This window comes from Klebsiella sp. K4, assembly GCF_014596785.2.
GTDB lineage: Bacteria > Pseudomonadota > Gammaproteobacteria > Enterobacterales > Enterobacteriaceae > Klebsiella > Klebsiella pneumoniae.
In genome coordinates this window covers 2,368,472-2,394,090 of record NZ_CP115021.1, presented here as the reverse complement: position 1 = coordinate 2,394,090, position 25,619 = coordinate 2,368,472, and the positions used below count along the sequence as shown (strand labels likewise).

The 25,619-nt window shown below is 57.6% G+C and carries 27 protein-coding genes; 20 read left to right on the top strand and 7 right to left on the bottom strand.

Annotated features, from left to right (window positions below):
- The first annotated feature begins 199 nt into the window (after window positions 1-199).
- The 4 genes from pcaH to IB144_RS11930 all read left to right on the top strand — a co-directional run bounded on the left by pcaH (window position 200) and on the right by IB144_RS11930 (window position 5,331).
- On the top strand, window positions 200-940 hold the full coding sequence (gene pcaH / locus IB144_RS11945) for a protocatechuate 3,4-dioxygenase subunit beta (RefSeq protein ID WP_002907552.1): 741 nt from the start codon (window positions 200-202) through the stop codon (window positions 938-940).
- Window positions 937-1,557 (top strand): protocatechuate 3,4-dioxygenase subunit alpha, encoded by a 621-nt coding sequence (gene pcaG / locus IB144_RS11940; protein WP_040236889.1) that lies wholly within the window; start codon window positions 937-939, stop codon window positions 1,555-1,557. The genes pcaH and pcaG overlap by 4 nt, the downstream gene beginning before the upstream one ends.
- Before the next feature lie 177 nt (window positions 1,558-1,734).
- The gene (locus IB144_RS11935) at window positions 1,735-2,658 is read left to right on the top strand and encodes a LysR substrate-binding domain-containing protein (protein ID WP_149358886.1); all 924 of its coding nucleotides are present in this window, start codon (window positions 1,735-1,737) and stop codon (window positions 2,656-2,658) included.
- Between the two features lie 300 nt (window positions 2,659-2,958).
- Window positions 2,959-5,331 (top strand): membrane-bound PQQ-dependent dehydrogenase, glucose/quinate/shikimate family, encoded by a 2,373-nt coding sequence (locus IB144_RS11930; protein WP_014907498.1) that lies wholly within the window; start codon window positions 2,959-2,961, stop codon window positions 5,329-5,331.
- A gap of 69 nt (window positions 5,332-5,400) precedes the next feature.
- Here the strand turns inward: IB144_RS11930 and IB144_RS11925 are convergent, their stop codons facing one another.
- The 3 genes from IB144_RS11925 to cybB all read right to left on the bottom strand — a co-directional run bounded on the left by IB144_RS11925 (window position 5,401) and on the right by cybB (window position 7,451).
- Window positions 5,401-6,519, bottom strand: coding sequence for an S-(hydroxymethyl)glutathione dehydrogenase/class III alcohol dehydrogenase (locus IB144_RS11925; protein WP_004143804.1), 1,119 nt, complete (start codon window positions 6,517-6,519; stop codon window positions 5,401-5,403).
- Between the two features lie 24 nt (window positions 6,520-6,543).
- Complete coding sequence (locus IB144_RS11920; RefSeq protein ID WP_002907563.1) at window positions 6,544-6,819, bottom strand: metal/formaldehyde-sensitive transcriptional repressor; 276 nt, start codon at window positions 6,817-6,819, stop codon at window positions 6,544-6,546.
- 104 nt (window positions 6,820-6,923) lie between these two features.
- On the bottom strand, window positions 6,924-7,451 hold the full coding sequence (gene cybB, locus IB144_RS11915) for a cytochrome b561 (protein ID WP_002907640.1): 528 nt from the start codon (window positions 7,449-7,451) through the stop codon (window positions 6,924-6,926).
- 259 nt (window positions 7,452-7,710) lie between these two features.
- Between cybB and IB144_RS11910 the strand changes: the two genes are divergently transcribed.
- Window positions 7,711-8,073: a hypothetical protein gene (locus IB144_RS11910; RefSeq protein ID WP_004143806.1), complete on the top strand. Its 363-nt coding sequence runs from the start codon at window positions 7,711-7,713 to the stop codon at window positions 8,071-8,073.
- Window positions 8,074-8,082: 9 nt separating this feature from the next.
- Here the strand turns inward: IB144_RS11910 and IB144_RS11905 are convergent, their stop codons facing one another.
- Window positions 8,083-8,268, bottom strand: coding sequence for a hypothetical protein (locus tag IB144_RS11905; protein ID WP_002907644.1), 186 nt, complete (start codon window positions 8,266-8,268; stop codon window positions 8,083-8,085).
- A gap of 243 nt (window positions 8,269-8,511) precedes the next feature.
- The gene (locus IB144_RS11900) at window positions 8,512-8,976 is read right to left on the bottom strand and encodes a helix-turn-helix domain-containing protein (protein ID WP_004180158.1); all 465 of its coding nucleotides are present in this window, start codon (window positions 8,974-8,976) and stop codon (window positions 8,512-8,514) included.
- Window positions 8,977-9,169: 193 nt separating this feature from the next.
- On the opposite strand from IB144_RS11900, the gene IB144_RS11895 reads away from it, so the two are divergent.
- Together IB144_RS11895 and add are read left to right on the top strand one after the other, a co-directional pair.
- Complete coding sequence (locus IB144_RS11895; RefSeq protein WP_029603069.1) at window positions 9,170-10,324, top strand: MFS transporter; 1,155 nt, start codon at window positions 9,170-9,172, stop codon at window positions 10,322-10,324.
- A 157-nt stretch (window positions 10,325-10,481) separates the two neighbouring features.
- Complete coding sequence (gene add, locus IB144_RS11890) at window positions 10,482-11,483, top strand: adenosine deaminase (RefSeq protein WP_004151209.1); 1,002 nt, start codon at window positions 10,482-10,484, stop codon at window positions 11,481-11,483.
- A gap of 35 nt (window positions 11,484-11,518) precedes the next feature.
- Here add and IB144_RS11885 read toward each other — a convergent pair whose 3' ends face one another.
- Window positions 11,519-12,559: an oxidoreductase gene (locus IB144_RS11885; protein WP_032411609.1), complete on the bottom strand. Its 1,041-nt coding sequence runs from the start codon at window positions 12,557-12,559 to the stop codon at window positions 11,519-11,521.
- A 190-nt stretch (window positions 12,560-12,749) separates the two neighbouring features.
- Between IB144_RS11885 and blr the strand changes: the two genes are divergently transcribed.
- From blr to gstA, 13 genes are all read left to right on the top strand, one after another.
- On the top strand, window positions 12,750-12,887 hold the full coding sequence (gene blr / locus IB144_RS11880) for a division septum protein Blr (RefSeq protein WP_004227851.1): 138 nt from the start codon (window positions 12,750-12,752) through the stop codon (window positions 12,885-12,887).
- Window positions 12,888-13,002: 115 nt separating this feature from the next.
- Entirely contained in the window at window positions 13,003-14,373 is a 1,371-nt protein-coding gene (locus IB144_RS11875) for a GH1 family beta-glucosidase (RefSeq protein WP_032432526.1), read from the top strand.
- A 216-nt stretch (window positions 14,374-14,589) separates the two neighbouring features.
- Window positions 14,590-14,805, top strand: a complete 216-nt coding sequence (gene ydgT, locus IB144_RS11870) for a transcription modulator YdgT (RefSeq protein ID WP_002907652.1) — start codon at window positions 14,590-14,592, stop codon at window positions 14,803-14,805.
- A 75-nt stretch (window positions 14,806-14,880) separates the two neighbouring features.
- On the top strand, window positions 14,881-15,321 hold the full coding sequence (locus tag IB144_RS11865; RefSeq protein WP_002907654.1) for a DUF2569 domain-containing protein: 441 nt from the start codon (window positions 14,881-14,883) through the stop codon (window positions 15,319-15,321).
- A 78-nt stretch (window positions 15,322-15,399) separates the two neighbouring features.
- The gene (gene rsxA / locus IB144_RS11860) at window positions 15,400-15,981 is read left to right on the top strand and encodes an electron transport complex subunit RsxA (protein ID WP_002907658.1); all 582 of its coding nucleotides are present in this window, start codon (window positions 15,400-15,402) and stop codon (window positions 15,979-15,981) included.
- The gene (gene rsxB / locus IB144_RS11855) at window positions 15,981-16,559 is read left to right on the top strand and encodes an electron transport complex subunit RsxB (RefSeq protein WP_004143816.1); all 579 of its coding nucleotides are present in this window, start codon (window positions 15,981-15,983) and stop codon (window positions 16,557-16,559) included. Before rsxA ends, rsxB begins: the two co-directional genes overlap by 1 nt.
- The gene (gene rsxC, locus IB144_RS11850) at window positions 16,552-18,813 is read left to right on the top strand and encodes an electron transport complex subunit RsxC (RefSeq protein ID WP_057774499.1); all 2,262 of its coding nucleotides are present in this window, start codon (window positions 16,552-16,554) and stop codon (window positions 18,811-18,813) included. The genes rsxB and rsxC overlap by 8 nt, the downstream gene beginning before the upstream one ends.
- Window positions 18,814-19,866 carry an electron transport complex subunit RsxD gene (gene rsxD, locus IB144_RS11845; protein WP_004180162.1) on the top strand — a complete coding sequence of 351 codons (1,053 nt, stop codon included), beginning with the start codon at window positions 18,814-18,816 and terminating at the stop codon, window positions 19,864-19,866. It abuts the gene before it with no gap.
- 10 nt (window positions 19,867-19,876) lie between these two features.
- Entirely contained in the window at window positions 19,877-20,497 is a 621-nt protein-coding gene (gene rsxG / locus IB144_RS11840; protein WP_002907731.1) for an electron transport complex subunit RsxG, read from the top strand.
- 2 nt (window positions 20,498-20,499) lie between these two features.
- Window positions 20,500-21,198 carry an electron transport complex subunit E gene (locus IB144_RS11835; protein WP_002907733.1) on the top strand — a complete coding sequence of 233 codons (699 nt, stop codon included), beginning with the start codon at window positions 20,500-20,502 and terminating at the stop codon, window positions 21,196-21,198.
- Window position 21,199: 1 nt separating this feature from the next.
- Window positions 21,200-21,835 (top strand): endonuclease III, encoded by a 636-nt coding sequence (gene nth / locus IB144_RS11830; RefSeq protein WP_002907734.1) that lies wholly within the window; start codon window positions 21,200-21,202, stop codon window positions 21,833-21,835.
- A gap of 607 nt (window positions 21,836-22,442) precedes the next feature.
- Complete coding sequence (dtpA, locus tag IB144_RS11825) at window positions 22,443-23,948, top strand: dipeptide/tripeptide permease DtpA (RefSeq protein ID WP_004151206.1); 1,506 nt, start codon at window positions 22,443-22,445, stop codon at window positions 23,946-23,948.
- A gap of 110 nt (window positions 23,949-24,058) precedes the next feature.
- Entirely contained in the window at window positions 24,059-24,664 is a 606-nt protein-coding gene (gene gstA, locus IB144_RS11820) for a glutathione transferase GstA (protein WP_002907736.1), read from the top strand.
- A 42-nt stretch (window positions 24,665-24,706) separates the two neighbouring features.
- Here gstA and pdxY read toward each other — a convergent pair whose 3' ends face one another.
- A complete protein-coding gene (gene pdxY / locus IB144_RS11815) occupies window positions 24,707-25,567 on the bottom strand; it encodes a pyridoxal kinase PdxY (protein ID WP_002907739.1) in 861 nt (286 codons plus the stop codon).
- Between the last annotated feature and the right edge of the window lie 52 nt (window positions 25,568-25,619).

Here is a 25,619-nt window from a genome sequence, read left to right as displayed (position 1 = left end):
AGCTGCCTCGCGGCGGGGGGAAGAATTTACAAACTGTGATGGCGATAACCTGCCGCCGGCCCAGGTCATTGCGCAAAACATAACCCATAGTTATGAAAAACACCCGGTAATTTCACTTTAAATTAACAATACATTTACACACACTACTTCTGGCGACATTACAACAATATGCCCCTCTACCGTCTACACGGAGTACCCTATGAACGACAAATGGTCCCCACGTGAGGTTGTCCATCGCGATTACAGTAGCCACCCGCCCGCTTACGCGCCGGGCTATAAAACCAGCGTCCTGCGCTCGCCAAAAAACGCCCTCATCTCTCTGCAGAACTCGCTGTCAGAGATCACCGGCCCGGTATTTAGCCGCGACGACCTCGGCCCTCTGGATAATGACCTAATCCTGAACTATGCCAAAGAAGGCCTACCTATCGGCGAGCGGATCATCGTCCACGGTTACGTGCGCGATGGATTCGGCCGACCGATGAAAAATACGCTGGTGGAAGTCTGGCAAGCCAATGCTGGCGGTCGCTACCGGCATAAAAAAGATCAGTATCTGGCGCCGATTGACCCGAACTTTGGCGGCTGCGGCCGGGTGCTTACCGATGAAAACGGCTATTACTGTTTTCGCACCATCAAACCCGGCCCCTACCCCTGGCGCAACCAGGCCAGCGACTGGCGTCCGGCGCATATCCATTTTTCTCTCTCGGGCGACGCCTGGGCCCAGCGCCTGATCACCCAGATGTATTTTGAAGGCGACCCGCTGATTAAGCAGTGCCCGATCGTCAGGACTATTAATAATGACGACGCCGTGCGCACGCTGATCGCCGAGCTGGACATGCACGCCGCCGTACCGCTGGATTGTCTGGCCTACCGCTTCGACCTTGTTCTGCGCGGCCACCGCGCCACGCTGTTTGAAAATCGCACTCAGGGGGCCGCCCGATGAAAGAGTATCTGCCTGAAACCGCCTCGCAGACGGCGGGACCCTATGTTCATATCGGCCTGGCGCCGGACGCCGCAGGCTTTCATATTTTTGAGAAAAATTTTGGCCCGGTCCTCACTACCGCCGATACCGTCGGGGAGCGCATCACCATTGAAGGCCGGGTTATCGACGGCTCCGGGACGCCGGTCCGCGATGTGCTGCTGGAGATCTGGCAGGCCAACGCCGCGGGTCGCTATAACCATCCTGACGATCGTCAACAGCAGAAAGCCGTCGACCCGGCCTTCCGCGGCTGGGGGCGTACCTGCTCTGATTTCACCTCCGGCATTTGGCGCTTTGAAACCATCAAGCCGGGCCCGGTGGTCGGTCGCGATGGCCGCCTGATGGCGCCGCACGTCAACCTGTGGGTGGTGGCGCGTGGGATCAATATTGGCCTGAATACGCGGATGTACTTTGCCGATGAACACGCGGCCAACGCCAGCGACCCGGTGCTGAATCTCATCGAGTGGGAGGTGAGACGCAAAACCTTAATCGCCGAGCGCGAGGTTCGCGGTACGGAAGTGGTCTATCGTTTTGACATTCATCTGCAGGGCGAGAACGAAACCGTCTTTTTCGATATTTAGCCGTCGCGGTGACCACCACCTTCGCCCCGTTTCTGCGGGGCGAAGGCGTTTTCAACCACAGGGAAAGATCTTGTCATGTAACCAACTCAAATGTTAATAATATTTTGCTATCTGGTTATCAAATTTAAACAAGTCCGCTTGTCTCTTTCACCGCTGTGTTTTTAACATCATCTTACTATGGAAAAAAATGGTCTCTTCAGTCAGCGCATTCGCTTGCGCCATCTACACACCTTCGTGGCCGTCGCTCAACAGGGAACGCTGGGGCGCGCGGCTGAAACATTAAATCTGAGCCAGCCAGCACTCTCGAAAACGCTTAACGAGCTAGAACAGCTGACCGGTACCCGGCTGTTCGAGCGGGGTCGTCTTGGGGCGCAGCTAACCCTGGTCGGCGAACAGTTTCTGACGCATGCCGTTAAGGTGCTTGACGCCCTTAATTCGGCCGGCCAGGCGCTGAACCGCAAAGAGGGCCTGAATAACGACATCGTGCGCATCGGCGCGCTGCCCACCGCCGCGCTGGGGATCCTGCCGACGGTGATCGGCCAGTCTCACAAGCAGCAAAAAGATATCACGCTGCAGGTCGCCACTATGAACAACACCATGCTGCTCGCCGGCTTAAAATCCGGGGAGATCGACATCGGCATTGGACGTATGTCCGACCCGGAGCTGATGAGCGGGCTGCATTACGAACTGTTGTTCCTTGAATCCCTGAAGCTGGTGGTTCGCCCGGGACATCCCCTGCTTCAGGAGACAGTGACCCTTAGTCGGGTGATGGAGTGGCCGGTGGTGGTCTCACCTAAAGGCACCGTGCCGCGGCAAAACGCCGAAGCGCTGCTCCAGAGCCAGGGCTGTAAGATGCCCGCCGGCTGCATCGAGACCCTTTCCGCCTCCCTGTCGCGCCAGCTGACGGTGGATTTTGACTATGTCTGGTTTGTCCCTTCCGGGGCGGTAAAAGACGATCTTCGCCGTGGCGTGCTAACCGCCCTGCCGATCGCCACCCAGGGCGCCGGAGAGCCCATCGGCATTTTAACCCGCGTCGATGCGACACTGACCCCGGGTACGCAGACGCTGCTCAGCGCTATCCGTAAGTCCATGCCTGCCTGACCCCCCTTTCTCCCCGGCCCGCAACGGCCGGGGAACCTGCAAACGCGCCGACGCCGCTCCCCATGACGTTAGACATATTCGGCAAAATAATCATTTAGTGCGAAATTATTTATTAACATTTGCGCAAACTTCTTTAACAGATCTATCATGTCTCGATTTCACCAAATGGTTCACTCGAAATCTAATCAAGCAACAAATACAGTTTTATGAAGGTTAAAACCACTTCATTCAAAAATGATTCAAAAGCAATATGTTTCATTTGGTTCACAGTGAGGTGGCTGGTGTGGTTAAGGAGATTACATGGCAACTGGCAACGCGCCGCGCGGATTCCCCCGGATCCTGCAGTGGCTTCTCGCCGGACTGATGCTCATCATCGGTCTGGCTGTGGGTATTCTTGGGGCAAAACTGGCCCTCGTCGGCGGAACACTGTACTTCGCGCTAATGGGCGTGGTCATGGTCATCGCGGCGGTGTTGATTTTCCGCAACCGCCGCGGCGGTATTCTGTTATACGCCGTGGCGTTTATCGCCTCGGTGATCTGGGCGATTAGTGACGCTGGCTGGAACTACTGGCCGCTCTTCTCGCGCCTGTTTGCGCTCGGCGTACTGGCCTTCCTGGCCGCCCTGGTCTGGCCTTTCCTCGCCAGCCCACCGGCGAAAAAAGGCCCGGCCTATGGTGTCGCCGCCGTTCTCGCCGTGGCGCTGGCGGTGAGCTTTGGCTGGATGTTCAAATCCGCACCGCTGGTCAGCGCGACTGAAGCGGTACCAGTCAAGCCCGTCGCGCCAGGCGAACAGCAGAAAAACTGGGCGCACTGGGGTAACACCACCCACGGCGACCGTTTCGCCGCCCTCGACCAAATCAACAAACAAAACGTCAACCAGCTACAGGTTGCCTGGGTAGCGCATACTGGCGATATCCCACAGAGCAACGGCTCGGGCGCAGAAGATCAGAACACCCCGCTGCAGATTGGCGATACTCTCTATGTTTGTACCCCTTACAGTAAAGTGCTGGCGCTGGATGTGGACAGCGGAAAAGAGAAATGGCGCTATGACTCCAAATCCTCTTCACCCAACTGGCAGCGCTGCCGCGGCTTAGGGTATTACGCAGATAGCCAGGCGCAAACCGCGCCAGCGTCAGGCACGCAGCCGGCCGCCTGTTCCCGTCGTCTGTTCCTGCCGACCATCGACGCCCGCCTGATCGCCATTGATGCCGATACCGGCAAACTGTGCGAAAACTTCGGCGATGGCGGTATTGTCGACCTCAGCGTCGGCATGGGTGAAGTGAAAGCGGGTTACTATCAGCAGACCTCCACCCCGCTGGTGGCGGGCAATGTGGTGGTGGTGGGCGGCCGCGTCGCGGATAACTACTCCACTGGCGAACCGCCGGGCGTGGTCCGCGCGTTTGATGTCCACACCGGCAAACTGGCATGGGCGTGGGATCCGGGCAATCCAGCGCTGACCGGTGTTCCGCCGGAAGGTCAGACCTACACGCGCGGTACGCCAAACGTCTGGTCGGCGATGTCCTACGACGCGAAGCTGAATCTGATCTATCTGCCCACCGGCAACGCCACGCCAGATTTCTTTGGCGGCGAACGTACCGCGCTGGACGATAAATACAGCTCCTCTATCGTGGCTGTGGATGCCACCACCGGCCAGGTGCGCTGGCACTTCCAGACCACACACCACGATCTGTGGGACTTTGACCTGCCGTCTCAGCCGCTGCTGTACGATCTGCCTGACGGCAAGGGCGGCACCACCCCGGTGCTGGTGCAGACCAGCAAGCAGGGCATGATCTTTATGCTCAACCGCGAGACCGGCGAGCCGGTGGCCAAAGTGGAAGAGCGTCCGGTGCCGGCGGGCAACGTCAAAGGTGAACGCTACTCGCCGACGCAACCTTACTCGGTAGGGATGCCGATGATCGGCAACCAGACGTTGACCGAGTCCGATATGTGGGGAGCGACACCGATCGACCTGCTGCTGTGCCGCATTCAGTTCAAAGAGATGCGCCATCAGGGCGTCTTTACCCCGCCAGGTGAAGACCGTTCCCTGCAGTTCCCGGGCTCGCTCGGCGGCATGAACTGGGGCAGTGTTTCGCTGGATCCAAACAACAGCCTGATGTTTGTCAACGATATGCGTCTGGGCCTGGCCAACTATATGGTGCCGCGCGCGAAGGTGGCGAAAGACGCCAGCGGGATCGAGATGGGCATCGTGCCGATGGAAGGCACGCCGTTTGGCGCGATGCGCGAACGTTTCCTGTCGCCGCTGGGCATTCCGTGCCAGAAGCCGCCGTTCGGCACCATGTCCGCGGTAGATCTGAAAACCGGGAAACTGGTGTGGCAGGTGCCGGTTGGCACCGTAGAAGACACCGGGCCGCTGGGGATCCGTATGCACATGCCAATTCCAATCGGCATGCCGACCCTTGGCGCATCGCTGGCAACGCAGTCCGGACTGCTGTTCTTCGCCGGCACCCAGGATTTCTACCTGCGCGCCTTTGATACCGCGAACGGCAAAGAGATCTGGAAATCGCGTCTGCCGGTCGGCAGCCAGTCCGGCCCGATGACCTACGTCTCACCGAAAACCGGTAAGCAGTACATCATTATCAATGCCGGCGGCGCCCGTCAGTCACCGGATCGCGGCGATTACATCATCGCCTACGCGCTCCCAGACCATCACTGATCGACATAAACAAAAGGGCCCATCCGGGCCCTTTTTTTATGGGTGACGATTCGCCTTCAGCGTCGGGGATTACTGGTCGCCAAAGTGGATCACGGTGCGAATCGATTTACCTTCATGCATCAGATCAAAGGCCTCGTTAATCTGCTCCAGCGGCAGGCGATGGGTAATAAACGGATCGAGGCGAATTTTACCCGCCATGGCGTCTTCCACCATGCCCGGCAGCTGACTGCGCCCTTTTACGCCGCCGAAGGCGGAACCGCGCCACACGCGGCCGGTCACCAGCTGGAACGGACGGGTCTTGATCTCCTGCCCGGCGCCGGCTACACCGATGATCACGCTCTCACCCCAGCCTTTATGGCAGCACTCCAGCGCCGCGCGCATCACATTTACATTGCCGATGCACTCGAAGCTGAAATCCACCCCGCCGTCGGTCAGCTCAACAATCACATCCTGAATCGGCTTATCGTAGTCGTTCGGATTGATAAAATCGGTCGCGCCCATCTCTTTAGCGAGAGTGAATTTATCCGGGTTGGTATCAACCGCCAGAATGCGCCCGGCCTGCGCCTGCACCGCGCCCTGGATCACCGCCAGACCAATGCCGCCCAGACCAAAGACCGCGACGCTATCCCCGGCCTTGACCTTCGCCGTGTTATGCACCGCGCCGATACCGGTGGTTACGCCGCAGCCCAGCAGGCACACTTTATCCAAAGGCGCCTGCGGATTGACTTTCGCCAGCGAAATCTCGGCGCAAACCGTATATTCGCTGAAGGTGCTGGTGCCCATATAGTGATAGATCGGTTCGCCATTGTACGAGAAACGAGTGGTGCCGTCCGGCATCAGCCCTTTACCCTGGGTGGCACGCACCGCCTGACAGAGGTTGGTTTTACCCGACTTACAGAATTTGCACTCGCCACATTCGGCGGTATACAGCGGAATGACGTGATCGCCCGGCTTAAGGCTGGTGACGCCCTCGCCTACTTCCACGACAATCCCGCCGCCCTCATGGCCCAGCACCGCCGGGAAGACACCTTCCGGATCGTCACCGGAGAGGGTGAAGGCATCGGTATGACACACCCCGGTGTGGGTGATTTTCACCAGAACTTCGCCTTTTTTCGGCGGCGCGACGTCAATCTCAACGATTTTTAACGGCTGACCGGGGCCGAAGGCCACTGCTGCGCGTGATTTCATAACTGTCTCTTCCTCGTCGTGATGTTATTTTAAATAGGATCGTAGCAGATGACCGACCTCTGCCATTCTCGCGGCCCGCTGCTCAGGGGTGGTGTCGCCGCTGACCAGCTCGTCCTGCAGGTGGATCTCCACCATTTCGCCCATCAGGCCGTTCGCCGCCCCGCGAATCGAGGCGATCTGCTGCAGAATAGTCATACAGGGCTCGCCGGACTCCAGCGCGCGCTCAAGGGCTTCGACCTGGCCGCGGATGCGTCTTACGCGGCTGAGCGCCCGTTTTTTATCTTCAGGTGAATGTGGCACGATTACGCCTCCGTATCATATAGGGGGGTATACTATATTCTATTAGCGGTGAAGGCAAAAAAAACCCCGTCGCGGGACGGGGTCAGGAAGTGAAAGAGGATGATTTAGCGCTTACGAGGCATCATTCGCAGCAGAGTATTATCCTTCCACCAGTAATGATGGAGCAGCGCGGCGAGAGCATGCAGGCCAATCACAAAGTACCCGGCATTGGCCAACCATTCATGGATCGCCTTCAGGGTATCCACCCGCTCAAAATCGCTCTGCGGGGCATACGGCATGGTCAGACCAAAGGCATACCAGGGGTTACCGCGCCAGTACATCATCACCATGCCGATCAACGGCAAGGCAATGAACAGCAAATAGATCGCCAGGTGACCAAGATGGGCGAAACCGGTCATCATCGGCGATGGTTTAGGTACGATCGGCGGCGCCGGCGATTTCAGCCGCACCAGCAGACGTGCCACCATCAGCACGAAAATGGTGATCCCGCAGGAAACATGCACCATATTAATCAATGGCCGTTCACTGCGGGGGAAAAACCCGCGCAGCTCCATCGCCGCATAGGCTACTACTACCAGCAAAAAAACCAGCCAGTGAATCCCAATCTGCAGGCCGGAATATTTATCGCGCATGGCATATCCTTTATGGAAAGTATGATGCTGCCAACATAGCGGCGTTCCCTTAAATTTTCATTAACCTTTACGTAGAATTAACAATTGATTACCGCTTTCTGCCGAGCCGCTATGCCACGCTTAGCGCACGCTCTTTCCTGGCCGAACGACAAACCGTCCACCGGTCATTACAAAATTACACAGTTTTGTTACTTACCGCGCTACTGCCGCCGCTATAGTACAGAATGTCTGGCAGACCACACGGCCCTGGGAGATAAGAATGAAGGAAATCGGCTTACCGTTATTGCTACTGACCGCGCTGGCCAGTCCGGCTTTTGCTGCAGACTGTCAGCCAAACGGCATTGGCGGCTCGTTTTGCATTAACGATGACGGTACGACTACCGACACGGTGCCTAACGAAGTCAACGGCATGGATACGTACTCGAATAATGGCGGCTATACCAGTTCCCTGCCCGATCGGTCAGGGGCGGATGAAGCACTGGAAGGTTCATCGCTGTCGACGCAGCAAGGCGTCGGCAGCGGACAGAGCGACAGTGCGCTGGCGGGTCGCGACTGGCATTCGCCCGCCAATCTGAATGATGGCGCCGCCACCTCCAGTATGAGCCTGCTGGATAAACCCTGAGGCCAGCGGCTAAGCGAGACTCCAGCCTGCGGCGCCGATGGCGAGGGCGAAAAGCAGGCAGGCCAGCGCCGTCTTACGTAACAGCATGGTATAGAATGAAATTGCGACACCAATGAATACCACCAGCAGAATCGGCCACATGCTTAATAACAACAGCAGAAAACCCTCAATATTGTTATGGATTACGCTCTCCACATCCGCATCCTTGCCTCATCGTCGATAAAGTAAGCAGAATTTAATATGTAACATGAATACATTCAAATAAAATATAATTGTAAATGGTTATGCACCGCCTCCTGCGGTTGGCGGTGGGTCACTTTCACGCGTCCGGAGCTTTGGCATCAAAAGCAGTTCGCAAAAAAACACGTCAGGATTGTTCCATGACCCTTTAGCGGTACGCTCGTATTCTCGCTGGTATCCTGCAAATTCTTCACGCCATTATTCGGCGCGGGTATCTGACACAATGCGCCGGCGATGACAGTCGCCTGGTTGCAGTTTATCCCCCTGAGCGGAACGCACATCCAGATACTGAAGGGGCTGGCCGTGCGCGTTATCCAGCAGGACCGAATAGGTTTCCCCTTGCTCAAACATATAACGCTCTCCCCATTGCCGCAGCGCCACAACAATGGGAAACACGGAGCGCCCCTTTTCAGTCAGGACATATTCCTTGTATGCGCTGCCATCCGATGCCGGTAAAATCTCGAAAATACCGATATCAACCAGATGCTTCAGCCGCGAGGCAAGGATATTTTTGGCCAGCCCCAAATTTTTTTGAAACTCGCTGAATCTCCGCACATCGTCAAATGCTTCGCGGATAATCATCAGGCACCAGCGTTCACCAATTGATTCCAACGTTCTCGCCACCGGACATTCACTGGTTCTAAGTGATTCCTGCTTTGCCATCTGCGCGCTCCTTATCAATTTATCTACTGATCTAGCTTAATCCTCACCTTTACCAGTTGCAAAAAAAAACCACTAAGGCTAATTCTATAGACTTACTAGTTTTAAAAAGCAACCAGCCAGAGGGCCTCTTATGAAATGCAAGGCAAGTAGATGTACCGGCCAAAGGATCCAAACTGCGTCAGTCCCTGACACGATGCTGACCACAGGGATAACGGCGTTGTTTTCACTAACCTGCGCGCTGGCAGTAGCCAATGTTTATTCAGCACAGCCTTTACTCGACTCGATGGCGGTCAGCCTGAAGGTGTCGCCAGGCATGATTGGCAGCGTCATCACCGCTACGCAGGCGGGCTATGCCATTGGCCTGCTGTTCCTGGTTCCGCTCGGGGACTGGTTGAACCGTAAATACGTGGTGATGAGTCAACTGTTGCTTTCAGTAGCGGCGTTAGTCGCGGCAGGGTTATCCCCCAATATAGCAACTCTGCTTGGCGCCATGCTGATCGTCGGCCTGATGGCCGTGGTGGTGCAGGTGCTGGTGGCCTGGGTGGCAGTACTGGCGACGCCGCAGAAACGAGGCCAGGCGGTGGGTACCCTGACCAGCGGCATTGTTTCAGGTATCCTGTTATCTCGGTTTATCTCAGGCGCGATAGCCGATATCGCCGGCTGGCGAGCCGTGTATCTCACGGCTGCCTGTCTGATGTTGGTGATTGCAGGGGTCGTCTGGAAAATCATGCCTTCGCCCCCGCAGCAGCCGCAGCCGCAAAAGCCGACTTACCTTTCCTTATTGAAGTCCGTGTTTCAGCTGTACCTCACCGAGCCGCAACTGAGAAAGCGCGGGATCCTGGCGCTATTTATCTTCGCCGCTTTCAGCATGCTATGGACGACCATGGTCATGCCGCTCACCGCCCTTTCCCTCTCGCACACCCAGACGGGGATGTTTGGCTTAGCCGGCTTCGCTGGCATGCTGGCCGCCGCCAGAGCGGGCAAGTGGGCTGACCAGGGATGGGCTCAGCGCACTACCGGCCTGGCGCTGGCGCTGCTGACCATCTCATGGCTTCCTATCGGCTATGCCGAAACCTCTCTGCTCTGGCTGATAGCTGGCGTCATTGCGCTGGACTTTGCGGTACAGGCCGTTCATGTCTCCAGCCAGAGCCTGATCATTGCCGCCAGGCCTGCAGCGGCAAGCCGCCTGGTTGGGGCTTACATGTGTTTTTATTCGCTGGGCAGCGCGGCAGGGGCTATCGTTGCCACACAGCTTTATTCCCACTGGGGATGGCAGGCGGTCTGCCTTGCGGGCGCCGCGGTCAGCGCGTGTGCATTTCTGATCTGGTCAGGATCGCGTCAATCATGATATTCGTTCTGCGTTTTAAAGGGGCCAGTCAAAAAGACCGTAACACTGACCTGATTGCTGCCAGCTATTTGTATCGCATACATTTTTTCAATGCTTTTAAACAGTTATGTTCATGTTGTATAATGACGTGCACTTTAACTAAAAAAAGAGTGCGACCATGATTGATTCCTCATTGCCATTAACCGACATTCATCGTCATCTTGACGGTAACATCCGGGCCCAAACCATCCTCGATCTTGGCCGCGAATTTAATATCGCTCTTCCCGCAACCACCCTCGACACGCTGCGTCCTCATGTCCAGGTCACCAGCCTTGAGCCCGATCTGGTTAGTTTCCTCGCCAAGCTCGACTGGGGGGTAAAGGTCCTGGCCTCGCTGGAAGCCTGTCGCCGCGTGGCGTATGAGAACGTCGAAGACGCGGCACGAAATGGCCTGCACTACGTTGAGCTGCGCTTCTCTCCCCGCTATATGGCGATGACCCACCGGCTGCCGGTCGACGGCGTGGTAGAGGCGGTAATTGCCGGGGTTCAAGAGGGATGCCGCGATTTCCAGGTCGACGCCCGGCTGATCGGTATTCTGAGCCGCACCTTCGGCGAAGCCGCCTGTCAGGAAGAGCTGGCGGCGCTGCTCGCCCACCGCGAGGGCATCACTGCCCTCGACCTCGCCGGCGATGAGCTCGGCTTCCCGGGTACGTTGTTCCGCAACCATTTTAACCAGGCCCGCGACGCCGGGTGGCATATCACCGTCCACGCGGGCGAAGCGGCCGGCCCGGAAAGTATCTGGCAGGCCATTCGTGAGCTGGGCGCGGAGCGCATCGGCCATGGGGTTAAAGCGGTAGAGGATCCAGCCCTGATGGACTACCTGGCCGAGCACCGCATCGGGATTGAATCCTGCCTGACCTCGAACGTGCAAACCAGCACCGTGGCCTCCCTGGCCCAGCATCCGCTGAAGCAGTTCCTTGAGCACGGCGTGCTGGCGAGCCTCAACACTGACGATCCGGCGGTCCAGGGTGTGGACATCATTCACGAGTATACCGTGGCGGCGCCGGCGGCAGGGCTGAGCCGGGAGCAGATCCGTCAGGCGCAGATCAACGGCCTGACCCTGGCGTTCCTCGGCGAACAGGAAAAAGCCGCCCTCATTCAGCGGGTTGCCAAAGGCTGATAACCGGCCCGGCAGCCGTGCTGCCGGGCTCCTCCTCAGACCAGGCTGAGCGTGGCGCGATGTCTGGCCGACTCGATACCCAACTCAATCAGGGTCATTATCTGAATCGCCTCGCTGGCCGGGACCGGGTTTTCCCCTACGCCGTTAAGCGCGTCGCGGATAGCGGCATAGTAAGCGGGATAATTACCCGGTAGCGTCAGCCATTTCTCCTGACTACGTTCATCCCCTTCCGCGCGGGTCAGGGTACCGTCGCGCATATCATATCCCCAGTCCTCCTGCGGCAGCCGTTCACCGTTTTTTAGCCGCTCCTCCTGCGGGTCAAGGCCGTACTTAATATAGCTGGCCCGCGAGCCGTGGACGATAAAGCGCGCGCTCTCCGCGGCGGCGAGTAACGTACCATGCAGTACCACCCGCCGCTGCGGATAGGCCAGCACGGCGTGAAAATAGTCGGTGGATTGCGCGCCGGGCCGAAGCTGCGCGAGGTCCACCGTGATGCTTACCGGCAGGCCAAACAGCACCACGACCTGGTCGAGCAGATGCGGCGCGAGGTCATACCATATGCCGCTGCCAGGACCCGCCTGCTCACGCCAGCGCCGGCGCACCTGTGGCCGGAAGCGATCGAAATGCGACTCGAAGTAACACACCTCCCCCAGCTGACCTTCGTTGATTAACGCGCTGACCGTTAAGAAATCGCTGTCCCAGCGCCGGTTATGAAACACCGAAAGTATCCGACCGCAGTGCTTCGCCAGGCTTTCCAGCTCGCGAGCTTGTGACAGTGTCACGGTAAAGGGTTTATCCACCACAACATGCTTTCCCGCCTCCAGCGCCGCTTTCGCCAGCGGAAAGTGGGTGTCGTTCGGGGTGGCGATGACCACCAGATCGATATCCGGGTCGTCCAGCAGATCCCCCGGCGCACTCATTACCTTCACGCCAGGCCAATCGGCATGGACCTTATCGGCGTCGCTGCTGGCGACCGCCTTCAGCGCCATACCCGGCGTGCCGCCGATCAACGGCGCATGAAACGTTTTGCTGGCGTAACCGAACCCCACCAGCCCCACCCGGATCGCATCGCTCATCTTACCGCCTCGCTTATGCAACTGATATCAACACCAGGTTAATGAGAATAATTTTACAAACCGTGAGCAAAACTTATCATTCCTCACTTTGCGACTTACATGCAAGTGAGAGAAATCAGACAGATACCCCTTGTGATCTGCTGACCATCGAGTAACATTTCACGCTGTGTTCAAAGGATATTGAAGTGTTATGACAACTGTTTTTACCCGTATTGTAGAACTTATTGGCTGGATTGTTTTTGGTATTTCGGCACTGCTTTTGGTTATCGCACACCATATAGATAACTATCAGTCCCCACCGCCAGCGGATGTGGTGCACACGAAGTAGCTCCGCGTTAAAACAGTGACCCGCCTCGCAACTGTGCAACCGGTTTCAGAAACCGGTTGCACATATGTTCGCGCTTTTATTACACTCCCTTTATCATCAGACAGGGAGCTTTTTCATGGCCGCTTTTCCGCACAATTTCTTATGGGGTGCCGCTACCGCAGCGTATCAGGTTGAGGGAGGACACGACGCCGACGGTAAAGGACCGTCAATCTGGGATATCTACTCTCATCTGCCGGGTACCACCTTTGAAGGCACCACCGGCGATATTGCCGTCGACCACTATCACCGTTTTCGCGAAGACGTGGCGTTAATGGCCGAGATGGGCCTGCAAAGCTATCGATTCTCCATCTCCTGGCCCCGCCTGCTGCCCGCCGGGCGCGGTAAGGTGAATGAAGCGGGAGTCCAGTTTTACAGCGATCTGATCGACGAACTGCTGGCGCACAATATTGAGCCGATGATCACCCTCTATCACTGGGATCTGCCGCAGGCCCTGCAGGATGAGGGCGGCTGGGAAGCGCGCACTACCGCCGAGGCCTTCGCCGAGTACGCCCGCCTGTGCTATGCGCGCTTTGGTTCACGGGTGAAGCTGTGGGCTACCTTCAACGAAACCATTGTCTTCATTGGGCACGGCTACATTAACGGCCTCCATCCCCCGGCGGTCCGCGATCCGGCGCGTGCCATTCAGGCCTGCCACCACGTGTTTGTCGCCCATGCGCTGGCGGTGAAGGCCTTTCGCGAGATGGCTGTGGCCGGCGAGATTGGCTTCGTCAACGTACTGCAACCGCATACCCCGCTCACCGACAGCGAGGCGGACATTAAGGCCACCGAACTGGCTGACGCCATCCATACTCACTGGCTGTACGATCCGGTGCTGAAAGGCACCTATCCTGCCGACCTGCTGGCGCAGACCCAGGCGCTGTGGGGGGTACCTCGCTTTGCTCCAGGCGACGACGCGCTGCTCCGTGACAACCGCTGCGACTTTATCGGTCTGAATTACTATCGCCGGGAAACGGTATCTGCCCAGCCGCCTGAGATCGCTACCGGCGGCGAGCCTGGCGTGGAGGGATTATTCTATTTCGTGCGTAATCCCCAGAGTACATATACCGAATGGGGCTGGGAAATCTGGCCGCAGGGGCTAACTGACGGCATTATGATGATTAAGGCGCGCTATGGCGATATTCCGATATATATCACCGAGAATGGCCTCGGCGCGAAGGACCCGATTATTGACGGGGAAGTGGTCGACGACCCGCGGATTGATTATCTCAGCAGCCATATTGGCGCCCTCGAAAAAGCGCTGGCGCTGGGGGCAGATGTGCGCGGCTATTACCCCTGGTCATTTATCGATCTGCTGAGCTGGCTCAACGGCTATCAAAAGCAATATGGTTTTGTCTATGTCGATCACCAGCAAAATCTGGCGCGGAAACGAAAGAAGAGTTTTTATTGGTACAAATCTGTTATTGCCAGTCACGGCGAACAGCGTTAATCTTCTCTTGCGGGCGCCATTCGGCGCCCGGTCTGATTTTAGAATATTCTTAAACTTCTCCCTGCTCTTCAAGGCTGGCTTTGCCCCTTGTCATGGGTTTATATAACCTGATTCATTCCACGCGGCCCCAGCAGAAGGCGCCGTTGGTTGAGAGTAGGTTTAGTGAATGCTGATAATATTCAACGCAATAATTCCGATTATAAAATGGATACGAAAATGACCGTGCTGGACTACTTATTAAAATTTCGCAAAATCAGTTCGCTGGAAAGCCTTGAAAAACTATTTGATCACCTTAACTACTCCCTGACTGACACCCAGGAGATCGTGAATATGTATCGCGCCGCCGATCATCGTCGCGCAGAGCTGGTCTCCGGTGGTAAATTGTTCGATGTGGGCCAGGTTCCTAAATCCGTTTGGCGATTCGTGCAGTAAGGCTGTCATCCTTCACGCCAGTTGCTTATACTTCCCGGCCTGATTTTATTCACTGGCGTTGAATAGGGGAGAAACATGACGTCTCAATCTGCAGAGCGCATCGGCGGATGGCTGCTGGCTCCGCTGGCCTGGTTGCTGGTGGCGCTGCTGAGCGCCTCGTTATCGCTGCTGTTTTTTGCCAATGCGCTGATGTCGCCGCAGACCTATACCCTACTGCGCGCCATGAGCGCGGGCCATATGGCGCTGTGGGTCGCCTCGCTGCTGTTTGCCCTCGCCATGTGGTATTACACGCTCTGGCTGACTATCGCCTTTTTCAAGCGGCGCTCGGTGGTGCCGAAACACTACATTATCTGGCTGCTCATCACCCTGCTGCTGGCGATAAAGGCTTTTGCCTTCTCGCCGGTCTCGGATGTGCTTGCCCTGCGTCAGCTGCTGTTTCCGCTGCTGGCCGCTGCGCTGCTGGCGCCCTATTTTCGCCGTTCGCAGCGGGTAAAACGGACTTTTGTTAATCCGTAATACCCCCACACTTAACCTGTTGTCGCTGGTATCGTTTTATTCGATAATAAGCGGCTTTTTTTCGTTTCAGGTCGCATGATGGCTGATTATTTACTGCTCTTTATTGGTACAGTCCTGGTCAATAACTTCGTTCTGGTGAAGTTTCTTGGTCTGTGCCCGTTTATGGGGGTTTCCAAAAAGCTGGAAACTGCAATGGGGATGGGGCTCGCTACCACCTTCGTGATGACCCTGGCCTCTATTTGCGCCTGGCTGATTGATACCTGGATCCTTATCCCGCTAAATTTGGTTTATTTGCGTACCCTGGCCTTTATTCTGGTTATCGCCGTGGTGGTTCAGTTTACTGAGATGGTGGTGCGTAAAACCAGCCCGGCGCTCTATCGCCTGCTGGGGATCTTTCTACCGCTGATCACCACCAACTGTGCCGTACTCGGGGTAGCGCTGCTGAATATTAATCTGGGCCACAATTTCCTGCAGTCGGCGCTGTACGGCTTTGCCGCCGCCGTCGGCTTCTCGCTGGTAATGGTGCTGTTCGCGGCGATCCGTGAACGCCTGGTGGTGGCCGATGTCCCCGCGCCGTTTCGCGGTAATGCCATCGCGCTGATTACCGCCGGTTTAATGTCTCTGGCCTTCATGGGCTTTAGTGGTTTGGTGAAGTTGTAATGAGCGCAGTCTGGATAGCCGTGATCGCCATCAGCCTGTTAGGGCTGATTTTCGGCTTAATACTGGGATACGCCTCGCGTCGTTTCGCGGTGCAGGACGACCCGGTGGTGGAAAAAATTGATGAGCTATTGCCGCAGAGCCAGTGTGGGCAGTGCGGGTACCCTGGGTGTCGCCCCTATGCGGAAGCAGTCGGCGTACAGGGTGAGAAAATAAACCGCTGCGCGCCGGGTGGCGAAGCGGTGATGTTAAAAATCGCCGCCTTGCTGAACGTCGACCCGCAGCCTGTCGACGGCGACGCACAGGAAGCGGAGCCGGCCCGCATGCTCGCGGTAATTGACGAGCCGAACTGCATTGGCTGTACCAAGTGTATCCAGGCCTGTCCGGTGGATGCCATCGTTGGGGCGACCCGCGCCATGCATACCGTGATGAGCGACCTGTGCACCGGCTGCAATTTGTGCGTCGCCCCCTGCCCGACCCAGTGCATTTCACTCGTTCCGGTGGCCACCACCCCGGAGACCTGGAAATGGGATCTGCATACGATCCCGGTGCGAAATATTCCTGTGGAACAACATGTTTAAGCTATTTTCCGCTTTCCGAAAAGACAAGGTCTGGGATTTCAACGGCGGTATTCACCCGCCTGAAATGAAAACCCAGTCTAACGGCACCCCGCTGCGTCAGGTTTCCCTGCCGCAGCGCTTTGTTATCCCGTTGAAGCAGCACATTGGCGCCGAGGGCGAACTGTGCGTTAAAGTGGGCGACCGGGTGCTGCGCGGCCAGCCGCTGACCCGCGGCTGGGGAAGAATGCTGCCCGTTCACGCCCCGACTTCCGGCACCATTGCCGCCATCGCTCCGCACACTACCGCGCACCCGTCGGCGCTGGCGGAGATGAGCGTGATCATTGATGCCGACGGCGAAGACCGCTGGATCGAGCGCGATGGCTGGAGCGACTATCAGACCCGCACGCGTGAAGCGCTGATCGAGCGTATCCACCAGTTTGGCGTTGCTGGCCTCGGCGGCGCAGGCTTCCCCACCGGCAGTAAACTGCGCGGTGGCGGAGATAAAATTAAAACGCTGATCATTAACGCCGCCGAGTGCGAGCCCTATATCACGGCGGATGACCGCCTGATGCAGGACTGCGCGGCGCAGATTGTCGAGGGTATCCGCATCCTCGCTCATATACTGCAGCCTGAAGAAGTGCTGATCGGCATTGAAGACAATAAGCCGCAGGCCATCTCAATGCTGCGGGCGGTGCTCTGCGACGCCCATGGCATTTCGCTGCGCGTGATCCCCACCAAATATCCCTCCGGTGGCGCCAAGCAGCTCACCCAAATTCTCACCGGCAAACAGGTACCGCACGGCGGTCGTTCATCGGACATTGGCGTGCTGATGCAGAACGTCGGTACGGCTTATGCGGTGAAACGCGCGGTGATTGACGGTGAGCCGTTAACCGAGCGCGTGGTCACCCTCACCGGCGAAGCGGTAACCAGACCGGGCAATGTCTGGGCGCGTCTTGGCACGCCGGTGCGCCATCTATTGAACGATGCCGGCTTCTGCCCCAGCGCCGAGCCAATGGTGATCATGGGCGGCCCGCTGATGGGCTTTACCCTGCCGTGGCTCGACGTCCCGGTGGTGAAGATCACCAACTGTTTGCTGGCGCCTTCCGCCAGCGAGATGGGCGAACCGCAGGAAGAGAAAGGCTGCATTCGCTGCAGCGCCTGCGCTGACGCCTGCCCGGCCGATCTGCTGCCGCAGCAGCTGTACTGGTTCAGCAAAGGTCAGCAGCACGATAAAGCCACTGCCCATAATCTGGCGGACTGCATCGAGTGCGGCGCCTGCGCGTGGGTATGTCCAAGTAATATTCCGCTGGTGCAGTACTTCCGTCAGGAAAAGGCCGAGATCGCGGCGATTCGTCAGGAAGAGCAGCGCGCTGCGGAAGCCAAAGCCCGATTCGAGGCCCGACAGGCGCGCCTGGAGCGTGAGAAAGCCGCGCGCGCCGAACGGCATAAAAAAGCCGCCGTTCAGCCTGCCGCCAAAGATCAGGAGGCGATTAGCGCCGCCCTGGCCCGGGTACGGGATAAACAGCGCGATGCCGCGCAGCCGATCGTGATCCAGGCCGGCGCCAAACCTGACAACAGCGAGGCGATTGCCGCCCGCGAAGCGCGTAAGGCTGAGGCCCGGGCGCGCAAAGCGCAGCAGCAGGCCGCGCCGGTGGACGCCCCGGCCGCCGAACCGGTCGATCCGCGCAAGGCGGCGGTGGAAGCCGCTATCGCCCGCGCCAAAGCGCGTAAAGCCGAACAGCAGGCCGCGCCGATGGAAGCCCCGGCCGCCGAACCGGTCGACCCGCGCAAGGCGGCGGTGGAAGCCGCTATCGCCCGCGCCAAAGCGCGTAAAGCCGAACAGCAGGCCGCGCCGGTGGACGCCCCGGCCGCCGAACCGGTCGATCCGCGCAAGGCGGCGGTGGAAGCCGCTATCGCCCGCGCTAAAGCGCGTAAAGCCGAACAGCAGGCCGCGCCGGTGGAAGCTCCGGCCGTCGAACCGGTCGACCCGCGCAAGGCGGCGGTGGAAGCCGCTATCGCCCGCGCCAAAGCGCGTAAAGCCGAACAGCAGGCCGCGCCGGTGGAAGCCCCGGCCGTCGAACCGGTCGACCCGCGCAAGGCGGCGGTGGAAGCCGCCATCGCCCGCGCCAAAGCGCGTAAAGCCGAACAGCAGGCCACACAACAGGATCTCGCGTCAGCCGCAGCCAATGACGACCCGCGCAAAGCGGCCGTCGCCGCGGCTATCGCCCGCGTTCAGGCGCGTAAAGCAACACAGCAGGCAGTTAACGAGGAATAAATGGTTTTCAGAATCGCAAGCTCCCCCTATACCCATAACCAGCGGCAGACCTCGCGTATTATGCTGCTGGTGCTGCTCGCCGCTGTGCCTGGCATTGTGGTCCAGACCTGGTTTTTCGGCTGGGGCACCGTACTGCAGATTGTCCTCGCCGCCCTGACGGCCTGGGCGACCGAAGCCGCTATTCTCAAACTGCGTAAACAGCCTGTTGCTGCCACGCTGAAAGATAATTCCGCCCTGCTCACCGGCCTGCTGCTGGCGGTGAGTATTCCGCCACTGGCCCCGTGGTGGATGGTGGTGCTCGGCACTGCCTTTGCCGTAGTCATCGCCAAGCAGTTGTACGGAGGCCTGGGCCATAACCCCTTCAACCCGGCAATGATCGGCTATGTCGTGCTGCTGATTTCGTTCCCGGTGCAGATGACCTCCTGGCTGCCTTCCTATGAGATAGCCGCCCATCTCCCGGCATTCAGCGACGCGCTGCAGATGATCTTCACCGGCCATACCGCCGCCGGAGGCGACATGGCCAGTCTGCGGCTGGGTATCGACGGCGTCAGCCAGGCCACCCCGCTGGATACCTTTAAAACCTCCCTGCATGCCGGACATAGCGTTCAGCAGGTGCTGCAATTGCCGGTCTACGGCGGCGTGCTGGCAGGTCTGGGCTGGCAGTGGGTGAATATCGCCTGGCTGGCAGGCGGCCTTTTCCTGCTGTGGCAGAAGGCGATCCGCTGGCATATCCCGGTCAGCTTCCTTGTTAGCCTCGGCCTGTGCGCCACCCTCGGCTGGATTTTTTCGCCGCAGAGCCTGGCCTCACCGCAGATGCATTTGCTCTCCGGGGCGACCATGCTTGGCGCCTTCTTTATCCTGACCGATCCGGTGACGGCCTCAACAACCAACCGCGGCCGTCTGATCTTTGGCGCCCTCGCTGGCCTGCTGGTCTGGCTCATCCGCAGCTTCGGTGGTTATCCGGACGGCGTGGCGTTTGCCGTTCTGCTGGCGAATATTACCGTGCCGCTGATCGATTACTACACGCGCCCGCGCGTATATGGCCACCGTTGAGAGAGCAATGATGTTAAAAACGATGCGTAAACACGGCGTCACGCTGGCGCTGTTTGCCGCCGGTTCCACCGGGCTGACGGCGGCGATCAATGAGCTGACCAAAAGCACCATCGACCAGCAGGCGGCCCTGCAGCAAAAGGCGTTATTCGACCAGGTTTTACCTGCCGACCGCTATAATAACGATCTGCTTAAGAGCTGCTATCTGGTCAGCGCCCCGGCGCTGGGCAAAGGCCAGCATAAAGTGTGGATCGCCAAAAATAACGATCGACCGATCGGCGCGGTGATGGAAGCCACCGCGCCGGACGGCTACTCCGGAGCAATACAGCTGCTGGTTGCCGCCGATTTTAGCGGCACGGTCCTCGGCACCCGCGTAACTGAGCATCATGAAACGCCGGGCCTGGGTGATAAAATCGAACTTCGCCTGTCGGACTGGATTACCCATTTTGCCGGGAAAGTCATCCACGGCCAGGGCGATAGCCACTGGGCGGTCAAAAAGGATGGCGGCGATTTTGACCAGTTCACCGGCGCCACCATCACCCCCCGGGCGGTGGTCAATGCCGTTAAGCGCGCAGGCTTATATGCACAAACGCTGCCTGCGCAACTTCCTGAATTCACCGCCTGTGGAGAATAACCATGAGCGAAGTTAAAGACGTCATCGTCCAGGGCCTGTGGAAAAATAACTCCGCCCTGGTTCAGCTGTTAGGTATGTGTCCTCTGCTGGCGGTCACCTCGACCGCCACCAACGCCCTCGGGCTGGGTTTGGCCACCACCCTGGTGTTAACCCTGACCAACCTGACCATCTCCAGCCTGCGCCGCTGGACGCCGGCGGAGATCCGGATCCCCATCTACGTAATGATTATCGCCTCGGTGGTGAGCGTCGTGCAGATGCTGATCAACGCCTATGCCTTCGGCCTCTATCAGTCGCTGGGGATTTTCATCCCGCTTATCGTGACCAACTGCATCGTGGTCGGCCGCGCCGAAGCCTTTGCCGCCAAAAAAGGGCCAGCGCTGTCGGCACTGGACGGTTTCTCGATCGGCATGGGCGCTACCTGCGCGATGTTTGTGCTGGGCTCCCTGCGCGAGATCCTTGGCAACGGCACCCTGTTTGACGGCGCCGACAGTCTGCTTGGCAGCTGGGCGAAGGTTCTGCGCATCGAGGTTTTCCACACCGACACCCCTTTCCTGCTGGCTATGCTGCCGCCAGGCGCCTTTATTGGCCTCGGCATGATGCTGGCGATTAAATACCTTATCGATGAACGTAGCAAACAGCGGAAGGCGCAAGCGGCCCGGGCCGTCTCTGTCGCCCCGTCCGACGTGACAGGGAAAGCATAATATGAACAAAGCCAAACGCCTGGCGATCCTTACCAGGCTGCGGGAAAACGATCCCCACCCCACCACCGAACTGCATTTCAGTTCGCCATTCGAGCTGCTGATTGCCGTCCTGCTTTCTGCACAGGCCACCGACGTAAGCGTCAACAAAGCGACAGCCAAACTCTATCCGGTGGCCAATACGCCCGCAGCGATGCTGGCCCTGGGGGTGGATGGGGTGAAATCGTATATCAAGACTATCGGCCTGTTTAACAGCAAAGCGGAAAACGTCATCAAAACCTGCCGCATCCTGTTGGAGCAGCACAATGGCGAGGTGCCGGAAGACAGAGCGGCGCTGGAGGCGCTGCCCGGCGTGGGCCGTAAAACCGCCAACGTGGTGCTGAATACCGCCTTTGGCTGGCCGACCATCGCCGTGGACACGCACATCTTCCGCGTCTGCAATCGGACGCAATTCGCCCCTGGCAAGAACGTTGAGCAGGTGGAAGAGAAGCTTCTAAAGGTGGTCCCCGCCGAGTTTAAGGTCGACTGTCATCACTGGCTGATCCTGCATGGACGTTATACCTGCATTGCCCGCAAGCCGCGCTGCGGCTCCTGCCTGATTGAAGATCTTTGCGAATACAAAGATAAAGTCTACGCCTGACTGTCTCGTCTCTATTGCGGTCATAGCTTAACTCTGGGTTATGGCCCGCATTCATCTATTTCACCGGCCATTAACACCACATAATCATCATGATTATGGATGATTATCCGGTTATATAACAAACAACTAGTTCATTCATTTTTTATCAGCGCAAAATTTCTATGCATTTGTGATCCAGATCATGCTCGCAACTTTATGTTGATTGAATGTTACTGGAATGGAAATAAATGTCAGGCAATACAACGGATGAGTAAAGATTGTCAGGATAATGACCCATGATTTTTTAAGATAATGGACCATATCACTATGCTTACGCCAGATCAGTAGAATATATCGCCTTTTCCCGGCAAACCGGCGAACCCAAAAGATAAAAATACCAACGATATCGAAACGGTAAAATTTAACGCTGTATAACATTCATATGTCCGGAGCATTATACCACCCTGATTATGTGTAACAGATTATTACAAAAGCCTTGCCTGATGCGCCAGGATAGTGAACATTACTTGCCGTTTTCCCTCCAAGAATAACTATAAAGGCGGCGGTCCAACGAGATTGCGCCCCGAACACCCCCCAGTAAATATGGGATGTAAAAAAAGAGGTATATGTGTCTACTGCAAACAATAAACCAGCAGAAAGCGTGAGTCTGAACGCTTTCAAACAACCACGCGCGTTCTATCTCATTTTCTCGATCGAGTTGTGGGAGCGTTTTGGTTACTACGGCCTGCAAGGGATCATGGCCGTTTACCTGGTAAAACAGCTGGGTATGTCGGAAGCGGATTCCATTACTCTGTTCTCCTCCTTTAGCGCGCTGGTTTATGGCCTCGTCGCCATTGGCGGCTGGCTGGGTGATAAAGTGCTGGGTACCAAGCGTGTCATCATGCTGGGCGCTATCGTGCTGGCGATTGGCTATGCGCTGGTGGCCTGGTCCGGCCATGACGCCGCTATCGTCTATATGGGTATGGCGACCATCGCCGTCGGTAACGGCCTGTTTAAAGCCAACCCGTCCTCCCTGCTTTCTACCTGCTATGACAAAAACGACCCACGTCTGGACGGTGCATTTACCATGTACTACATGTCCATCAACATCGGTTCGTTCTTCTCTATGCTGGCAACCCCGTGGCTGGCCGCACGTTTTGGCTGGAGCGTAGCGTTTGCCCTCAGCGTGGTGGGGATGGTGATCACCATTATTAACTTCGCCTTCTGTCAGAAATGGGTTAAACAGTACGGCTCTAAACCGGACTTTGCCCCGGTACACATGGGTAAACTGCTGGCGACCATCGCTGGCGTGGTGGTGCTGGTCGCTATCGCCACCTGGCTGCTGCACAACCAGGGTATCGCACGTATGGTGCTGGGCGTCGTCGCACTGGGTATCGTCGTGATTTTCGCCAAAGAAACCATAGGCCTGAAAGGCGCTCCGCGTCGTAAAATGATCGTCGCTTTCCTGCTGATGGTAGAAGCGATTGTCTTCTTCGTGTTGTACAGCCAGATGCCGACCTCGCTGAACTTCTTCGCCATCCGTAACGTGGAGCACTCGATCCTCGGTCTCGCCTTTGAACCGGAACAGTATCAGGCGCTGAACCCGTTCTGGATCATGATTGGTAGCCCGATTCTGGCCGCCATCTACAACAAGATGGGCGACCGCCTGCCGATGCCGCACAAATTTGCTATCGGTATGGTACTGTGCTCTGGCGCATTCCTCGTCCTGCCTTTAGGGGCGAAGTTCGCCAGCGACGCCGGTATCGTCTCGGTCAACTGGCTGATTCTGAGCTACGCGCTGCAGTCTATCGGTGAACTGATGATTTCCGGCCTCGGCCTGGCGATGGTCGCTCAGCTGGTTCCTCAGCGTCTGATGGGCTTCATTATGGGCAGCTGGTTCCTCACCACGGCAGGCGCGGCGATCATCGCCGGGAAAATCGCTAACCTGATGGCAGTCCCGGAGAATGTCACCGATCCGCTGGTGTCGCTGGAAGTGTACGGTCACGTATTCCTGCAGATTGGTATCGTCACCGCGGTTATCGCCGCCCTGATGCTGCTGACCGCGCCGAAACTGAATCGTATGACTCAGGACGACAGCGCGGACATTAAAGCACGCGAAACCGCGGCTGCCTGACGCCGCAGGGAAAACTAATTATTTTTAAGCCGCTAACGTTAGTTTAGCGGCTTTTTTTTTACCCCTGGCAGGACTAACATACAGAAAACTGCAGCCACGAGGAGTCACGCATGAAACTGTTCTACAAACCCGGCGCCTGTTCCCTTGCCTCGCATATTGCCCTGCGCGAAAGCGGTCTGGATTTTACCCTGCAGAGCGTGGATCTGGCCCAAAAACGGCTGGAAAACGGGGAAGACTATCTGCTGATCAACCCGAAAGGTCAGGTGCCGGCGCTGCTGCTGGATGATGATATCCTGCTCACTGAGGGCGTAGCCATCATGCAGTACATCGCAGACCAGGTGCCGGATCGTCATCTGCTGGCGCCGGTGGGCTCGATTGCGCGCTATCAGACTCTCGAATGGCTGAACTATGTGGCCACCGAGCTGCATAAAAGCTTTACCCCGCTGTTCCGCCCGGATACCCCGGAGGACTATAAGCCTGTCGCGCGGGGGCTGCTTGAGAAAAAGCTGCAATACGTTGATGCAGCGCTGGCAGACAAACAGTGGCTGACCGGCCATCGCTTCACCATTGCCGATGGTTATCTGTTTACGGTGCTGCGCTGGGCCTATGCTATAAAACTGGATATGGCTGCCTATGGTCATATCGGCAGCTGGATGACGCAGGTGGCAGCGCGTCCGGCGGTGGCGGCCGCACTGGCGGCTGAAGGCTTAAAATAAGGCCTGAACCTGCCCGGCGGACCGTCGGGCAGGCCCTGGGAGTTAAAGCCGGGTGGCGCTGAAGCAGTGCTCCGGTACGGCGATGCGATCCTGCGCCGCTACTACCTGCAGTTCGTATTCCTGCATATTTTTGGTGGCGAGCATAATCTCGTACACCGCGGCGGTGACGTGTTCCAGCGCATCGCGCAGACTTGCCCCCTGCAGCAATTTAACCAACAGCAGACCGCTGGTCACATCGCCGACGCCCACCGGCTGACGCAGGCCGAAATCCACCAGCGGCCGACTAATATGCCAGGCTTCTTCGGCCGTCACCAGCAGCATCTCAAAACGATCCATACTCAGACCCGCACGGGCAAGATGCTTAACTAATACCACTTCCGGCCCCTGGGCAATCAGCTCCCGCGCGGCGGCCACTGCCTCGCTGACGCTGGCGACCGGATGACCGCACAGGATCTCCAGCTCAACCAGATTCGGCGCAATAATATCGCTGGCCGGCAGCGCATAGCGCACGTGGAACTCCGCCACGCCCGGCGCGACGATGCAGCCCTTCTCCGGGTGACCCATCACCGGATCGCAAAAATATTTCGCCGCCGGATTGGCCGCCTTAACCTGACGCACGATACCGAGGATATGCTCTCCCTGCTCAGCGGAGCCAAGATAGCCGCTCAGTACCGCATCGCAGGTCTGCAGTTTGTCGATATCGGCAATCCCCTGAACGATCTCCGTCAAATGCGAAGGCGGCATGACGCAGCCGGTCCATTTGCCGTACTGCGTATGGTTAGAGAACTGTACGGTATTCAGGGGCCAGACATTGGCGCCCAGACGGCGCATCGGAAATTCGGCGGCACTGTTGCCGGCATGGCCAAACACAACGTGAGACTGAATGGCGAGGATGTTCTTCATTTTCTTACCACAACCCTAAAAAGAAAAAGGGCGTGGTTTCCCACGCCCTGGC

Excerpts from the sequence above, each read along its gene's own strand:
- IB144_RS11910 (WP_004143806.1), top strand. The coding sequence starts at position 7,711 with ATGAAGGAAATCGGCTTACCGTTATTGCTACTGACCGCGCTGGCCAGT.
- pcaH (WP_002907552.1), top strand. The coding sequence starts at position 200 with ATGAACGACAAATGGTCCCCACGTGAGGTTGTCCATCGCGATTACAGT.
- IB144_RS11865 (WP_002907654.1), top strand. The coding sequence starts at position 14,881 with ATGACGTCTCAATCTGCAGAGCGCATCGGCGGATGGCTGCTGGCTCCG.
- IB144_RS11935 (WP_149358886.1), top strand. The coding sequence starts at position 1,735 with ATGGAAAAAAATGGTCTCTTCAGTCAGCGCATTCGCTTGCGCCATCTA.
- add (WP_004151209.1), top strand. The coding sequence starts at position 10,482 with ATGATTGATTCCTCATTGCCATTAACCGACATTCATCGTCATCTTGAC.
- gstA (WP_002907736.1), top strand. The coding sequence starts at position 24,059 with ATGAAACTGTTCTACAAACCCGGCGCCTGTTCCCTTGCCTCGCATATT.
- IB144_RS11835 (WP_002907733.1), top strand. The coding sequence starts at position 20,500 with ATGAGCGAAGTTAAAGACGTCATCGTCCAGGGCCTGTGGAAAAATAAC.
- blr (WP_004227851.1), top strand. The coding sequence starts at position 12,750 with ATGACAACTGTTTTTACCCGTATTGTAGAACTTATTGGCTGGATTGTT.
- rsxD (WP_004180162.1), top strand. The coding sequence starts at position 18,814 with ATGGTTTTCAGAATCGCAAGCTCCCCCTATACCCATAACCAGCGGCAG.
- nth (WP_002907734.1), top strand. The coding sequence starts at position 21,200 with ATGAACAAAGCCAAACGCCTGGCGATCCTTACCAGGCTGCGGGAAAAC.
- ydgT (WP_002907652.1), top strand. The coding sequence starts at position 14,590 with ATGACCGTGCTGGACTACTTATTAAAATTTCGCAAAATCAGTTCGCTG.
- IB144_RS11875 (WP_032432526.1), top strand. The coding sequence starts at position 13,003 with ATGGCCGCTTTTCCGCACAATTTCTTATGGGGTGCCGCTACCGCAGCG.
- IB144_RS11895 (WP_029603069.1), top strand. The coding sequence starts at position 9,170 with ATGCTGACCACAGGGATAACGGCGTTGTTTTCACTAACCTGCGCGCTG.
- rsxC (WP_057774499.1), top strand. The coding sequence starts at position 16,552 with ATGTTTAAGCTATTTTCCGCTTTCCGAAAAGACAAGGTCTGGGATTTC.
- rsxB (WP_004143816.1), top strand. The coding sequence starts at position 15,981 with ATGAGCGCAGTCTGGATAGCCGTGATCGCCATCAGCCTGTTAGGGCTG.
- IB144_RS11930 (WP_014907498.1), top strand. The coding sequence starts at position 2,959 with ATGGCAACTGGCAACGCGCCGCGCGGATTCCCCCGGATCCTGCAGTGG.
- pdxY (WP_002907739.1), bottom strand. The coding sequence starts at position 25,567 with ATGAAGAACATCCTCGCCATTCAGTCTCACGTTGTGTTTGGCCATGCC.
- cybB (WP_002907640.1), bottom strand. The coding sequence starts at position 7,451 with ATGCGCGATAAATATTCCGGCCTGCAGATTGGGATTCACTGGCTGGTT.
- pcaG (WP_040236889.1), top strand. The coding sequence starts at position 937 with ATGAAAGAGTATCTGCCTGAAACCGCCTCGCAGACGGCGGGACCCTAT.
- rsxA (WP_002907658.1), top strand. The coding sequence starts at position 15,400 with ATGGCTGATTATTTACTGCTCTTTATTGGTACAGTCCTGGTCAATAAC.
- rsxG (WP_002907731.1), top strand. The coding sequence starts at position 19,877 with ATGTTAAAAACGATGCGTAAACACGGCGTCACGCTGGCGCTGTTTGCC.
- IB144_RS11925 (WP_004143804.1), bottom strand. The coding sequence starts at position 6,519 with ATGAAATCACGCGCAGCAGTGGCCTTCGGCCCCGGTCAGCCGTTAAAA.
- IB144_RS11900 (WP_004180158.1), bottom strand. The coding sequence starts at position 8,976 with ATGGCAAAGCAGGAATCACTTAGAACCAGTGAATGTCCGGTGGCGAGA.
- IB144_RS11885 (WP_032411609.1), bottom strand. The coding sequence starts at position 12,559 with ATGAGCGATGCGATCCGGGTGGGGCTGGTGGGGTTCGGTTACGCCAGC.